The organism is Paenibacillus sp. VCA1, assembly GCF_031583795.1.
Taxonomy (GTDB): Bacteria; Bacillota; Bacilli; order Paenibacillales; family Paenibacillaceae; genus Paenibacillus_AQ; species Paenibacillus_AQ albilobatus.
Genome location: NZ_JAVLSX010000006.1, coordinates 32081 through 46987 on the forward strand (window position 1 = coordinate 32081; position 14907 = coordinate 46987).

Consider the following 14907-nt stretch of genomic DNA (forward strand, 5'->3'; position numbering starts at 1 on the left):
TCTGTCTATTGTTTGCGTAAAGGGTACGCTGCCGCCATACGTTCCAGCGCTTCGTCAAGAAGCGGTCTCGGAGCCGCAACGTTGATGCGTATAAAGCCCTCCCCGGCTTGTCCGAAAGATCTTCCGAAACTTACGCTAACCCGGCTTTTTTCTTGAATCCATTCGACTAAATCGCTTTCATGCCGGCTGCACGCCGTACAATCGATCCACAATAAATAGGTCCCTTCAGGCTTGATGACATTCAGTTCAGGCATACGTTCGGCAAAAAAGGCTTCCGTAAATGAAATGTTATCCGTGATATAATCCCGAAGCTCATTCAACCAATCATCGCAGGCCGTGTAAGCCGTCTCCAAGGCCGGCACCGCAAAAAACGTCGGGTTATGAACTCCCGCTTGCTGCAGTCCGTCTTTAAACCGTTCCCGCAGCCGGTCATTCGGAATGACGATGTTGGCGATTTCAAGGCTTGCCAGATTGAAGGTTTTTCCCGGCGAAGTGCAGATGATCGAACGCTCGGCAATGTCCTCCGACAATTTGGCGATGATCGTATGCTCATGACCCGCGTGAATAAAATCGGCATGAATATCGTCCGATACGATCAGCGCATCATACTTGACGCACAAAGCGGCCATGCGTTCAAGCTCATCTTTCGTCCACACCCGGCCCGTAGGATTATGCGGCGACACCAGGAGAACGATTTTTACGCCTGCTTGCATTTGCCGTTCCATATCCTCAAAATCGATCTCGTACCGGCCATGAACCAAATGAAGCGGACTTTCCACCAGTTCCCTGCCGTTAATCGCAACCGCTTTCGCAATCGGCTGATAAGCAGGCGAATGGATCATAATCCGGTCGCCTTCTTTCGTAAACTTCTGAATGATGATCGATACGGCCTGGACGATGCGGGGGCTGAATACGATCCATTCCTGCGGCACCCGCCAGTCGTAAGCTTTGTCCAACCACTGCTGCACCGCTTCAAAGTAAGGCGGAAAAGGATCCGTGTACCCGTAGATCCCGCGGCTCGCCATTTCGACAATCTTTTCGACGACCATAGGCGGCGCCTGCAAGTCCATATCCGCCACGGAGAGGGCGATCATGTCCTCGCCGTGCGCTTGGGCCATCCCGTCCCATTTCGCGCTGTTCGTACCCAATCTGTTGATGATGCGGTCAAAATTGTATTTCATGCTGTCACCTTCCTTAACTTCCGTGAGAACATCCCTACTTCAATTTTTGCAAATACCGGTAAACGGTAGGCTCCGAGATCGATAATGACGCCGCGACTTGCGAAACGCCGCCTTTGAGAAGAAATACGCCCTGCTCGTTGAGCTCCCTGACGATGTCGATTTTCTCTTTTGAAGACAAACGGTCGATCGGAATCGTGATCTTGCTTAACACAGTCGAAATCATGTGCTGCAGCAAATCGTCCGCATTTCCCTGCAAATATTCCTTGGACTGCTGCTTATCCTCTTGCGGAGAACCGATGGACAGCGGGGGAACAAGCGAGCCTCCCTGCAATACGTGCTGAATCCACTCTGCAGCGACCTCCATGTGGGTCACGTCGATGTTTAAGCACATCAGACCGACCAGCGTACCGCTGTCGTTTTTAATGTAGTAAGTGGATGACCTGAAGCTCTGACCCTGCTTGCCCGAAGCTTTGTAATTCGCGATGAATTGCTCTTCGTGATATGCCTCGTCTTTAATCAGCTTCAACACAAGGTCTGTGGATGCATCGCCGACTTTCCGACCGCTGATGTGCCCGTTCTCGATAAAGATGATGGATCGTTCCAGATCGCTGACATCATGGATGACGACTTCGCATTTCGGACCGACGATCGCGGCGATAAATGATGCGATGGGAAAAAACTTCTCCAGGAACTGCCGGTTTTCGCTCATGGATCGGTTCCCGCTCCTTTCTGTTAGCATGATGCATGAAGATTGCATTTAAATTATCGTTATAATAAATTATTATCTTGATAAGATTATATTATATTTATAAAACGGTTTCAATCCCAAAAAAACGAAAATAAAAAACTCCGCGCGGTTGGCGGAGTTTTTTCGGCAGGCGGCGCCCGCATTCGAAGCACATATTCCGTTTATGTGGCAGCGCTTTTGGTAGAATCCACTGGTGCCGTGTCCGTGCCGAACGTCCGGATCCACCGGAAACGGTTGACTTTTACCAGGGCAACAAAGCATTTCAGTATTTGATCGCATTTCAGGCAGATAAACGTCATCAACGGGGAAAGCCCGAAGACAAATGCGCACAGCGCCGAAGCGGGAAGCACGATCAGCCACATGAAAATGAAATCGTTGTACAGCACGAACTTCGTATCTCCCCCGCTCCGGACGATGCCGGTTAGCGCAGGCATTTGATAAGCCGTACCGACGACCGTGATCGATAATACCGTCATGAATTGAACGGCAAGCGTTTTGGCGTCGCTCGAAATGGCATATAAATCCATCACGTAATCTTTCGCTACGAAAAGCACCAATCCCGTCGCCAGGCCGATGAACAGATATAAAAGCTGGAGCGTTTTGCTGTAAGTTTTGATTTTCGATATATGCCCTTCGCCGATCGTCTTTCCGATCACGACCGCGGTCGCGCTTGCCGAAGCGTACGTAATGACGGTCACGAGCTGAAACACGGTGGTGGCTACGCTGTTCGCGGCAATCGACGCTTCTCCCATATGCCCCAAAATGGCGGACTGGGCGCCCATCGCGCAGGCCCACAGCAAATTCGCCATCAAAATCGGGGAGCCGATCCGCAAATACTGCCTGAAAAGCTGCATATCGATACGGTAAAAATCCTTCAATTTAAGCATCAGCCTGCGATCGAAACGTTTGATGAAAACGATGACGATGAAGGTTTCAATGATTCTGGCAGCAAGGGTTGCCGTTGCCGAACCGCTGACGCCCATGCGCGGAAATCCGAAATGCCCGTAGATCAGCACATAATTGAGGCATACGTTGATGATCAGCGTGGATAACGATACGATGAACCCGATCCGCACGATTTCGACGCTGCGAAGCGACGCGAGCAGCACGTTGGTTACGGCGAAAAACAGGTAGGAAAAACAGATGATCCTTAAATAAGCGGCCCCTTCCTCAATCACGCGATCTTCGTTCGTAAACAGCGACATGCAGCCGTGCGGAAACACAAACACGATGACCCACATGACAAGACTGACCAAAAGCGCGATCCTCATGCCGATGCTGGCCGCTTTTTTAACCGCTTCCAGGTTTTTTGCGCCCCAGCTTCTGGCCGATAAAATGACCAGCCCTTCCGCCGCGCCCATGACCAGCATTTGCAATACGAACTGGATTTGGTTCGCAAGCGCGACGCCGGACAATGCCGCCTGACTGTAACCTCCCAGCAGCAAATTATCGGATAGGTTCACGCCGAGCGTAATGATGTTTTGCAGCGCGATCAGCAGCGTCAGCCTAAAAAAGTTTTTGTAAAATGAAGACTCCCGAACCCATAAGCCCATAACATTCCTTCTTTTCCCGGTGGATTTGACTTGCCCGACTGTCTAAAAGCATACCATAATCAGGCAGATTCGGTGACCCCAAAATCGGATGAAAATTACAAAAAAATTCGGCAAAACTTACAGTCCATCAACTCCGATCAGGTTCTATATAGGCAGGTTCCGACGAGAATAGTAGATCTCCTTCTCCAATGCTATAATAAGTCCATACTCGAAAGTTTTCAGAAGGTACCAGTAGAACAAAAATCTACCGCTCCAAATCTGATAGGAGGCAACAATCATGAAGGTAAAACGTGTCGTTGCGAATATTGAAACGCGGGAGATGGCCCAAGCCAAACGTTTTTATCGGGACATACTCGGCCTGAACCTGTTGATGGACCACGGCTGGATAGCAACGTACGGTTCGGAGGAAAACATGTCGGTTCAAATCAGCTTTGCCTCCGAAGGCGGCTCCGGTACCCCTGTACCGGATCTGTCGATTGAGGTCGATGATGTGGAGGAAGCCTATCGCCGCATGCTGGAAGGCGGCTTTCGCATCGAATACGGACCGGCGGACGAACCTTGGGGCGTCCGAAGATTTTATGTTCGCGATCCGTTCGGACGGTTGATCAACATATTGGCGCACCTGTAAATATCCAATATGAAGAAAAAACATCTATCGACGAAAAAGCACTCTCCCGGTCACCCTTCAGGCAGACCGGGAAAGTGCTTTTTAAATGTGATGGCAAGTTAACAGGCGAATGCCTGTGTCCCCAAATCAGGCGAGCCCTTTCGACGTTCTGACGCTCGGCAGGAGAAGTCCCCCGGTCCGCTCTACATAAACGCGGTTTCCGGATTCCTGAAGCGGAATTCCTTCAAATATGACGGTTTCCCCGTCCTGCTCTGCCGGTTTCGATACCGCGATCGGGGATTCGGCCTGTAGGGAAGCATAAAGCGAAATGACGTCCCCTTTTTGCAATTGCTCGATCATGACCTTCCCAGGCGCTTCGAGCCGGATGTTGGCCGTCGGCACCTTCTCCGACAATTCCGGGTAACGTTGGTCAAACAACTCGAACCCGTAAATGCGGGTGTGGCCGCTCCCTTCGATGCTCATCTGCGTCGGTTCAACAATGTGCAGCCGGACATAACGGGCCTGAACCTCCTGCGGCAAAATGCGGTTGATTTCGTCCGCCGCGTTATTTACGACTTCGTCGGCAAGCGTGAAATGCTCTCCGTCCAAGCTAACCGAAATTTGCGCATGTCTGGTGTTCCAATACTTCGATTCTCTCGCTTCCGGATGCCCGCAGTTGATGACGCGGTACTGCCGGATCGTCTTCGGTTCTTTCAGGTCGATCGTCAAATGAGGCCGTACCTCGGTCGAACACCATTTGCCGCTTTGGATGCTGCCGTCGATCGTTTTGGCCGCGTTTTCGTTTTCATTCGCGCTGCTGGATGCGCTTGCGGTAACGCCCAAAGTAGATAAAGCGATGTTGTTGCGATCATAGCCGAGAACTGGCTCCTGTTGCTCCGTGCCCGCTTTAACTGCCGTCAGCACGATCATCTCCGAAATAAACGGCTTAACGGCAAGCGTGCCCACGTCGACGACAAAATCAAAAGGCTTTTCTTCCTTCAAACGGTTGACCTTGCACTCGTCCATAGCCGCCAGACGCGTATACGCCGCTTCGTTATGCGTTTCCATGTCCGTGAGGTCCCCGCGCCGCATGGCGTTTACCGCGTGAATCGCATGCTGCCCCGCTTCCGCCATCAGCTTGAATGCGCGCAGGAACGGATCCAGCTCTTGTACCAGGCTTCGGTTCAGGCATTGTTCCCGGATCCGGTCCGCCGCGAGCTCCATGCGTTCGAATTGGCTCAACAAAGCCGCTGCCGGACCGGAAATATCCTGACCGCTTTCAAATCCTTCCCGAAGCGCAGCGATATTTTCCTTCAAATCCCAGGACTCGTCAAAATAAAAATCACCGCTCGCGCCGCCGTCGTCTTTTAAATAGCAGCTGTTCGCCGCAAAAATTTCAAGGTCCTCCGCCACTTCAGGGGCAAGGGCTCTAAAGGATGCGGAAAAGCTTTGTTCCGGATGAAACGCGTCCGTATTCCAGTTATGATCGGCAATGCAAAACAGCGCCTGCTTGGAGGCTTGCGCCTGGTTCATGGGATTTGCGAAAAAGCCGTTGACGTTGTCCAGGTCGGAGCTCAGGTTTTCGATTTTGCCCATCAAAATTTTGGAATCGCAGTAATCGTTCACCGGATAGTTCCACCAAACGGAAAGATTTCGGTTTGACCCGATCTGGCGTTTCGGCGCGTCATACTGCTCTTTTGAAATGTTGGACATCGTTGCGGCCCCTGTCCACATGATTTCCACGTCGTCATGCAGCGTTTCGACAAGGGGCTTGAAATATTCCGTCATCGACGGCCCCCACGCTTCGCAATATCGCGTCCCGACGGTAATCAACGGCCGCACGTCGCCTTTTCGTTTCACGAATTCTCCGTCGATCCGGTTGATGAACTCCGCCTGCCGTTTGCCGTCCGCAGCGCCCACCAAATCGTCGAACAACACGCCGAATTGGCGCACGCCAAGGCTGTACAGCTGTTCGAGCTTGGCTAGTGCGGAACGGAAGTCATCTTCCGAGGACAAATCGATCGAATCCCCCGGATGGATGGTCCAGACGAAATTCAAATTGTTGGCATGGCCAGCAGCGGCCAGTTCAGCGATCTCGCGCGCTTTCTCTTCCGGATACAGGTCGCGCCAAAACTTCCGATGGTACGGATCATCCTTCGGCGCGTAAATGTACGTGTTCAGCTTCTGCCGGCCGCCGAATTCCATCAGGTCCATCCGGTCGTCATGGCTCCATGGATAGCCGTAAAAACCTTCAATATATCCGCGGTAGAGAATCTCCGGATAATCTTCGATCCGGCAGGTTCGTAGAATGCCGCCCTCGGACTGCTTCAGCATGTGCAGCAGCGTCACCACGCCGTAATGAATGCCGTCGGGATCGCTGCCGATAATCGCGATTTGCGCGATGCCGCCGTTTTCGGCGATGCTCAGGGCGTAAGCTTCTTTTCGCGCGAAAAGCGCTCCGGAAACCGGGCCTAAACCGGCTATGCGGTCCGCCTGTTCTTTTTCAGCCAAAATGATTTGCGCTTGCCCTTCCTTCAGCACTTCGGATACCGTATAGGTTATGCCTTGGCCGGTTAACGCGGTTTGCAGTTTGGGCAGCGTCGCTTCTTTCAGCCCGGATAATGCGGCAATATGTACTTCCTTCGTTAAAGCCGCCGCTTCTTCAAAGAAAACCGCCGATTGAGGAACGGGATACAGCTCGTAAGGTTGTTCGGAACCGTTGTTCGTATGATGCGTCATGATGTGCTCCCCTAACTTCATTTATATTTATCATATCTATTATAGCAATCCTTTCCCCGCAGCCGCTACCTCCCATTGATAGATTTCCCGTGAAAATAAGCGCCTTCTGCCTCTTGCTTTGACAGCCTTCAGAAGAAAAATACCGAAGTACTTTCATTACTTTCTTATATTTTCAGAAATCGGGACAATCTCCCATATTTCTTGGGACGATTCGCCAAATATCACGTATAATATGGAAGAAGATTGTAGAAGCCTGAAATGGAGGACGTTAGGAATGGGATTGTTTTCATTTATTCGCGGCCAGTTTATTGAAGTTATTGAATGGACCGACAACACCAATGAAATTGTTCATCAATTTCCGGTATACGACAAGGCGATCAAGATGGGGGCGCAGCTTACGGTACGGGAGTCCCAAGCCGCCATTTTCCTGAACGAAGGCCAAATCGCCGACGTGTTCGGACCGGGAAGATACATATTAAGCACGGAAAACATGCCTGTACTGACGGCATTAAAATCGTGGAAATATGCCTTCAACTCGCCGTTTAAAGCAGACGTCTATTTTGTGAACACCCGCAATTTCACCGATCAAAAATGGGGCACCACCAACCCGATCATGATGCGCGATCCGGAATTCGGCGCCATCCGCATGCGGGGTTTCGGGAGTTATGCGTTCCGCGTGCAGGATCCGGCCTTGTTCCTGAAGGAGATTTTTGGCACCCAGTCCTCTTTTACGGCTGACCAGATCGGCGGGTACCTGAAATCGGTCATCGTTTCCGGATTGACCGACCTGATCGGCGAAGCCAAAATCCCGATTATGGATATCGCACTTCATTACGACGAGCTAAGCTCGGCCGCCCAAGCGAAACTTGAGCCGATATTTAACGGCATGGGGCTGTCTCTCTCCGGATTTTTCATCGAGAATATTTCCCTGCCGGAAGAAGTTGAGAAAATGATCGACCGCAAGTCGTCCATGAACATCGCCGGCAATTTGGACCAATACATGAAATTCCAGGCGGCGGAATCGATCCGGGAAGCCGCTAACAATCCGGACGGCGGGCTTGCCGGAACCGGTGCCGGGCTTGGGGCGGGCATGGCGATGGGGCAAATGTTCAGCCAAGCGATGAACAGCGCGTCCGTTCCCGCTCCGCAAGCTCCATCGTCGCCCGCCGCGCCCGCAGCCGAAGCTATGACGCCATGCAGCTCGTGCGGACACGGCCTCAAGCCAAACGAGAAGTTTTGTCCGGAATGCGGGACGCCGAGACCGGAAAAGAAATTTTGCTCCGAATGCGGCGGCGCCCTTGAGCCGGGCATGAAATTCTGCCCAAGCTGCGGGACAAAAGCGTAAAGGAGGACGACTATGACGGTTGAAGCCCCGATTCGCTTCCCTTGCCCCGGTTGCGGGGCGCAAATGGTGTTCGACGCCGAAAGCCAGCAGATGAAATGCACGTATTGCGGCCATTTGGCGCCGATCGACATTCCGGAGGATTATGAGGAGCCGGACGAATACGAGCTGGATTTTTCGGATGAAGACGATGAGTCCTTAATGGATTGGGGGACCGAACAGCAGGTGATCAAATGCGAAAGCTGCGGCGCCGAGACGCTGATTCCGGCCCAGCAGACCGCGCTCACATGCGCCTTTTGCGGATCGCCCAAGGTGCTGCCGCAAGGAAGCGCTGACAGCATCCGGCCCGAATCCATCATCCCATTTCATATTACGAAAGAAAAAGCAAACGAGCTTTTCCTCAAATGGAAAAAGAAAAAATGGTTCGTGCCGAACGCTTTTAAAAAGCAGCGCACCTACACCAACGTGACGGGCATTTACGTTCCGTTCTGGACGTTTGACGCCCAGACCGAATCCGATTATTCGGCGGAGGTCGGGACCCATCATTACCGGACGGAGACGCGCACGCGGACGGTGGACGGCAAAACGGAAACGTACGAGGAGCAGGTTCGCTATACCGTATGGCACTCCACCAGCGGGTCGTACAGCAAATTTTTCAATGATGTGCTCATCCCGGCCTCCGACCGCCATGACAGCAGAATCATCGAACGGTTCGACGATTTCAGCCTCGATGATCTTCTGCCGTATAAACCCGAATTTCTCAGCGGTTATGTAGCAGAGCGTTACAACGTTTCCTTGCGCGACGGATGGTCGCAAGCGAAATACCGGATCGACGAAGATCTAGAAAGCCGGATCAAAAGCAAAATCGGCGGAGATGAAATCCGGAACTTGAATATCGATACGGAATATGACGACCGGACGTACAAACATATTTTGCTTCCGTTATGGAATGCGACTTATACGTTCAAGAACAAAGTATACCATTTCATGGTAAACGGCGAAACGGGCAGCGTCAGCGGCAAAGTGCCGCGAAGCGGGTGGAAAATTACGTTTTTCGTGCTGTTCTGCATCATCGTCGTCGCAGCCATCATCGGATATTTTTATGAGCCTAATTAAATTCTTACAGTAAAAAGACCGGCGCGGGATTTCTCCTGCTGACCGGTCTTTCTTATTTATTTCTTCATGCCCGTGATTTCCGCCACGATTTCGTACGAGCGCAGACGGGCTTGATGATCGTAAATCGCCGAGTTGACGATCATTTCATCCGCCTGGGTTTCGTTCAGGAACGCCTGCAGCTGACGTTTAACTTGTTCGGGGTTGCCGATGATCGCGGTGGAAAGCCGGCTCATGACGATATATTTCTCCTGCTCGGTCCAAAGTCCGTCCATGGACTTGACCGGTGGCGGCAGCTGGCCGGGGGTATTCCGGATCATGCCTAAAAACTGCTGCTGGAACGAAGTGGCGATAAACTCCGCTTCCTCCGTCGTGTCGGCCGCAAACACGTTGACGCCTACCATCGCATGCGGCCGATCCAGATCTTCCGATGGCTGGAAACGCTCGCGGTATTGCTCCAGTGCCGGGATCGTATATTCGGGCGAAAAATGGCTCGCGAACGAAAACGGCAGCCCCAGCTTCGCGGCGAGCGCCGAACTGAAACCGCTGGAGCCCAGCAGCCAAATCGGCACCTTCTGCCCTTCTCCCGGAAACGCGCGTACGCGTTTGTATCTCGAATTCGGGTCGAAATAAGCCCGCAGCTGCTCCAGCTGCTCGGGGAATTCCGAGCCGTCGGCCCGCACGTCGCGGCGCAGCGCCATGGCCGTCACCTGGTCCGTGCCGGGCGCTCTGCCGAGCCCCAAATCGATCCGTCCGGGATACATCGCCTCAAGCGTCCCGAACTGCTCCGCAATGACAAGCGGCGAATGGTTCGGAAGCATGATGCCGCCGGAGCCGACCCGGATGGTATTCGTTCCGCCCGCTACGTATCCGATGACGACCGAGGTTGCGGAGCTGCCGATCCCCGGCATGTTATGATGTTCGGCCAGCCAGTAACGGTGATATCCCCAGGCTTCGGCGTGCTGGGCGAGACTCATCGTGTTTTTAAACGCCTCCGACGGCGTGCTGCCCACGGTGACCGGGGCCAAATCCAAGACGGAAAATGTAACGTCTTTCAGTTGTTTACCTGTAACTTGCGCTTTTTCCACGATACCCACCTCGCCTTTCTTAATGAAGAAGCTTGCGCATTTCTTCGACTTGATGCTGTCTTACTTTTTCAGGCGTCACGTCGTTTCCTTCCGGATCGATGATCGTGAGTCCTTCAAAGGATTTCAGCACCTGGCCGCGGATTTCGCGCAAATAATCTTCGCGCAGCACTTGCTGCTCCACACGCTCAGCGTTCGTTAGGCCGACCTCGCGCTCTTTTTTGGCTAACTCGTTAATGCGTGCCAACATTGGAATCATGTTATTCCCTCTTTCATCACATTCGGATCTTTTAGGACCCGTTTGCGTTGTATTTTGTTCCGGCGAAACGTTAGTTAAACGACCATGGTTTTCTGCACCCATGCCTGCAGCGATTTTAGTTTGCCCGCAAAACGCTCGGCCTGCATCTCCCCGGCCAAATCGGCCACCGTTTTTTGCTTCAATACCGATTTCCAGGCGTTTTCAGCCTCTTCCATCAAATCGGACAAAAAGCAGCAGCGATCTTCTTCCCGCAGTTCAAGCATGTCGCACAAAATTCCGCTGGAAGAATACAGCGTCTGCTGTCCCTCAATGGCGAGATACACGTCGTAGACGCGAATCTCTTCGATCCGTTTTTTCAGCTTAAAGCCGCCTTTGATTCCCGGCACGGAAGCAATCAGGTCGGCGCTGACAAGCTTGCGCAGCAATTTTTGAAAATAAGTGGCCGAAACGCCAAGCTGCTGGCTGATTGCCTCGCCGGGCAGAACGGCCTTTTCAGGGAGCATATTCAGCAAAATAATCGCATAGACGGATTGTTCAACGCCCGTTTTCATGTGCATGAAAAAAGTCACCTTGCCTCATCATATATAAAGCGGATATTTCTTATCCACTTTATACATTATAGCCGATCTGCCGCTCAAATCAAGCCCATGCAGGCGGAAGCGGCAAAAAGACCGGAAAAAGGCATCCCCCTTTACCGGTCTTTAACGTCATTTGATGTATTGGCCGCTAACAAGATCGTCAGCGATCGCTTCGGTCGGAATGACAAACTCCACGGCCCCCATGTACCCCGGAGCCACTTCGTATTTGTCGAATACGATGACGAGTTTGCCGTCGTTGTTGATATAGAAGTTCTGGTCCTTTTTGATCGTCTTGAATTCATCCGTCGGCAGCACGTCCGCGGCGCCATGCACCCAATAAAATTTATCCGGGTTTTCTTTCATTTGCGTTTTCATCTGTTCTTGAATATTGCCGCTGATCAGTCGGATATACTGATCGTCTTTGAACAGCATCGGCAGGGTGATGAGAATCTGCTTCTTTTTGTCGATCGTATCGAGCTTCAACTCTTCGGATGTCGAAGCCATGCTTTTGTCGACATAACGCTCGATGGAAAGGATGTCGTCGTTGTCTGTTTTGATCTCGTAGCCGGCATCCACGCCCAAGTGGCCGCCGCCTTGTTTTTTTAATGCTTCGATTTCCGCTAGGAATTTGTCGTAAAGCGCTTTGTTTTCCTTCATGTATTTTTCGTTTAGTCCCAGTTCCAACGCCTTGTTGTCGAGATTGGCGACGGCCGGCACTTTGATGTTCGCGCTGTAATCCTGTTCGTTCACCACGTATTCCTTCAGCGTCAGCACTTTGATGATCCGGTCTACGCCGGGGATGGACGATAAAGCGTTGGCAACGGACGGACTGGCATTGATGGTCACCAGAAAGAGCAGCGCCGCGGCGCAAGCGCCGGCAATCCATGTATATTTGACGCGTTTTTGTTTACGGCTGCGCAAAGAAGTGTCGATGGCTCTGTCCACGACCCCATCCAGCTCCTCCGGAATCGGTATGTCCTGATATTCTCTTCGCAGCTGTTCGATGTTATTGTTCATTTGATTTGATCTCCTTTGAAGATTCGTCGTCCATTTTCGTTCGCATGACCCGAAGCGCCTGATACAGCCTCGTTTTGACGGTGTTCACGTTTTCCCCCAGCACGGCGGCCACTTCGTCGATTTTCATGTCTTCGAAATACCGCAGCACGATCACGCTTCGGTATTTCTCCGGCAGTTCCTCAAGCGTCCGGTTCAAATCGAAATTCGCGTAATCGTCCTCCGCGCCCGATGCATAAATTTCGATCGTCTCATGGTCCATCGTCCGAACCTTTTTGTTCCTGCGGAGAAAGTCGAGCGCGGTATTGACCACGATCCGGTAAAACCAGCTTTTGACGGCTTCGGGATCCTTCAGCCCTTCGATATGGGTCATCGCTTTATAAATCGAGTCCTGGACGATGTCGAGCGCATCCTCTTTATTTTTAACGTAACTATACGCGAGCCTGTACACATTTTCCTTATGTTCTTTGATGCATCGCGTCAGCAGCTTTTCCATTTTCCTGTTCAGCATGTCGTATTACCCTTCTCTGTTTAGTCACTGGCGGTTTTTAGGGGGGGCAGCGCCTTCCCCGCTCTCTGGAAGCAAGACGTATGAAGGGGCGCAAAAAGTTTGCGCTGCGAAAAAAAATTATTTTCCGGATGCCGTTACCGCCTTTACGAGCATGGAAGCGTAATATTCGGCGCCGCTGCGTTTCAAATGGACGCCGTCGCGATAGAAATAATCGTCTTTTCCTTCGCTTGCCGAATACCAGTCTACAACCGCTGCGTTGCCGAATTCACTGGAAACTTCTTCAATGTCCCGATTGACGGTATCCTGCCAGTTTCGCGGAACGCGTGTATTCACGAGTATGATCTGCTTGTCCTTTCCGAGCGACTGCAGCAGGGATCTTAATTGCTTTTTGTTAAACGGACCGTTGGTGCCGAGTTCGATGATAATCCGGTCTCCGAGATGTCCTTCGGCCTCCAGTCGCTCGATCACGTCCTCCGCCTGGCGCATCTGCCGTCCGACCTTGCCGTCCACGACGATGCCGGGAAGCATTTGTTCCAGAAATGGCGCGGCGTCCAGCATGACGGAGTCGCCGATGGCGGTAATGCCTTGACCCGAAGGCGGCTTCAAACCGGATGCGGGCTTGCGGGACGGGGCCGTAGCCATCGCCGTCTCTTTATCATCAGTTTCATGTTGCTTTGGTGGCACGTCCTCCTTGTTGTCCGCCTTTTCATTCGTCTTGTCGTGGGAGGTTTCGTGCTCATCCGGGTGCGGTGCTGTGAGCATTCCCTCCGCCTGGACGACTTCCGCTGCCGGTTCCGTTTTTTGAAAAAATACATGCCCGCAGACGGCCGCAATGAAGACGGCGGGGAACATCGCGCCAAGAAAAATAGGACGCAGGCGTCGTTTTCCGGCAAAAGCCGGCTGGTTTCGTTTCATGAATAATCCTCCTCTGCGCAATGGCTCTTCGATATATTTGTAGGAACATGCCGCCAAAATAAAGCTCAAGGACAGCTGAAACAAGATGCGGAGCATGCCGGACCCTTCCGTCTGGACCTCCGGGGTAGTGAATATGATGACGGGGTAATGCCAAAGGTACAGGCTGTACGACCTTACCCCGATCCAGCGCAAAAATTTGCAGCCCATCGCTTTGCCGATCCGGCTGGCCGGATGCGCAAGCGCGGCGATCACGGCCGCGGAAAGCAGCGAAATGAGCAGGAACCCGCCACGATAAAGATAATCGTCATATTCGTTGACACGATATACGAGCATGATCAGGACGGCCAGCCCGAGAAATCCGGCGATATCCAAAACACTGCGGGTTCCCGCCGATATCCTGCCGCCAAGCTTCCGGCTTGGCCAAATGACGGCCAGGGCCGCGCCGATCAGGAGCGCAAACGCCCGTGTGTCCGTCCCGTAATAAACCCTGCTCGGGTCCGTGCCCGGGACGTACAGCACCGCCATGGCCAAGGCCGAAACGGCGGCCAATGCCAGCATCGCGAGCGTCAGCTTGCCGCGCCGGGGAATGATGTGCAGTCCGATCATGAAGAGAAGCGGCCAAATCAAGTAAAACTGCTCCTCGATGGAAAGCGACCAGAGATGCCCGATCGGCGAGGGCGGCCCAAAACTCTCGAAATAGGATACTTTATGATAGATAAGCCACCAATTATTCATATAAAATAATGAAGATAGAAAAGCTCCCTTTAAGTCTTGTAATCTGCCCGGATCGACGCATAAAAGCCATAAGGCGACGAAACCGAGCATGGCCAGCATGGCGGGCAGGAGCCTGCGGACTCTGCGAATCCAGAAGTCCATAAGGTTCAGCCTTCTATGCCTCTGCCATTCCTGAATCATTTGGTCCGTGATGAGGTAACCGGAAATGACGAAAAAAATTCCGACCCCGATCAGTCCTCCTTGCGCCCATTTGGCGTTCATGTGGTACGCAATGACGGCCATGACGGAAAACGCACGCAGTCCGTCGAGTCCCGGCATGTACCGTTTGTCTCCCGGCAATTTTTGGGGCAACAGACGCCGCGAATGCCGATTACTGTAAAGTTTCATGTTGTCGCTCATTTTAGACTCATCCTAACCTTTGATTTGTTGTACATGATCAGGACGAAAATACGTATGTAAAAAGTTGTTGCTATTTACTGGTATAGGCATGTAAAGATAAAAAAGGCATTCCGCTTGAACTACCTTCG

13 protein-coding genes are annotated in these 14907 nt (G+C 52.2%); 3 read left to right on the forward strand and 10 right to left on the reverse strand.

The window, feature by feature from the left end; all coding sequences use genetic code 11:
• Positions 1-5 precede the first annotated feature (5 nt).
• The 3 genes from RJP21_RS14705 to RJP21_RS14715 all read right to left on the reverse strand — a co-directional run bounded on the left by RJP21_RS14705 (position 6) and on the right by RJP21_RS14715 (position 3482).
• The gene (locus RJP21_RS14705; protein WP_310859926.1) at positions 6-1181 is read right to left on the reverse strand and encodes a MalY/PatB family protein; all 1176 of its coding nucleotides are present in this window, start codon (positions 1179-1181) and stop codon (positions 6-8) included.
• Between the two features lie 34 nt (positions 1182-1215).
• Entirely contained in the window at positions 1216-1890 is a 675-nt protein-coding gene (locus RJP21_RS14710; RefSeq protein WP_310859927.1) for a helix-turn-helix transcriptional regulator, read from the reverse strand.
• 200 nt (positions 1891-2090) lie between these two features.
• Positions 2091-3482 (reverse strand): MATE family efflux transporter, encoded by a 1392-nt coding sequence (locus tag RJP21_RS14715; RefSeq protein WP_310859928.1) that lies wholly within the window; start codon positions 3480-3482, stop codon positions 2091-2093.
• Between the two features lie 277 nt (positions 3483-3759).
• On the opposite strand from RJP21_RS14715, the gene RJP21_RS14720 reads away from it, so the two are divergent.
• Complete coding sequence (locus tag RJP21_RS14720) at positions 3760-4110, forward strand: VOC family protein (RefSeq protein ID WP_310859929.1); 351 nt, start codon at positions 3760-3762, stop codon at positions 4108-4110.
• 126 nt (positions 4111-4236) lie between these two features.
• Here the strand turns inward: RJP21_RS14720 and RJP21_RS14725 are convergent, their stop codons facing one another.
• Positions 4237-6828 carry a glycoside hydrolase family 84 protein gene (locus RJP21_RS14725; RefSeq protein ID WP_310859930.1) on the reverse strand — a complete coding sequence of 864 codons (2592 nt, stop codon included), beginning with the start codon at positions 6826-6828 and terminating at the stop codon, positions 4237-4239.
• 274 nt (positions 6829-7102) lie between these two features.
• Here RJP21_RS14725 and RJP21_RS14730 point away from each other — a divergent pair, with 274 nt between their 5' ends.
• Together RJP21_RS14730 and RJP21_RS14735 are read left to right on the forward strand one after the other, a co-directional pair.
• A complete protein-coding gene (locus RJP21_RS14730; RefSeq protein ID WP_310859931.1) occupies positions 7103-8173 on the forward strand; it encodes an SPFH domain-containing protein in 1071 nt (356 codons plus the stop codon).
• Between the two features lie 12 nt (positions 8174-8185).
• Positions 8186-9286 (forward strand): TFIIB-type zinc ribbon-containing protein, encoded by a 1101-nt coding sequence (locus tag RJP21_RS14735; protein WP_310859932.1) that lies wholly within the window; start codon positions 8186-8188, stop codon positions 9284-9286.
• 56 nt (positions 9287-9342) lie between these two features.
• Here RJP21_RS14735 and RJP21_RS14740 read toward each other — a convergent pair whose 3' ends face one another.
• From RJP21_RS14740 to RJP21_RS14765, 6 genes are all read right to left on the reverse strand, one after another.
• Positions 9343-10371, reverse strand: a complete 1029-nt coding sequence (locus RJP21_RS14740; protein ID WP_310859933.1) for an LLM class flavin-dependent oxidoreductase — start codon at positions 10369-10371, stop codon at positions 9343-9345.
• A 19-nt stretch (positions 10372-10390) separates the two neighbouring features.
• Positions 10391-10627, reverse strand: coding sequence for a DUF896 domain-containing protein (locus RJP21_RS14745; RefSeq protein WP_160038381.1), 237 nt, complete (start codon positions 10625-10627; stop codon positions 10391-10393).
• A gap of 74 nt (positions 10628-10701) precedes the next feature.
• Positions 10702-11184, reverse strand: coding sequence for an RrF2 family transcriptional regulator (locus tag RJP21_RS14750; protein WP_160038379.1), 483 nt, complete (start codon positions 11182-11184; stop codon positions 10702-10704).
• Positions 11185-11334: 150 nt separating this feature from the next.
• Entirely contained in the window at positions 11335-12222 is an 888-nt protein-coding gene (gene rsiV, locus RJP21_RS14755; protein WP_310859934.1) for an anti-sigma-V factor RsiV, read from the reverse strand.
• Positions 12212-12730 carry an RNA polymerase sigma factor SigV gene (locus tag RJP21_RS14760; RefSeq protein ID WP_160038375.1) on the reverse strand — a complete coding sequence of 173 codons (519 nt, stop codon included), beginning with the start codon at positions 12728-12730 and terminating at the stop codon, positions 12212-12214. Before RJP21_RS14760 ends, rsiV begins: the two co-directional genes overlap by 11 nt.
• 117 nt (positions 12731-12847) lie before the next feature.
• The gene (locus RJP21_RS14765; protein ID WP_310859935.1) at positions 12848-14779 is read right to left on the reverse strand and encodes an acyltransferase family protein; all 1932 of its coding nucleotides are present in this window, start codon (positions 14777-14779) and stop codon (positions 12848-12850) included.
• Positions 14780-14907 lie beyond the last annotated feature (128 nt).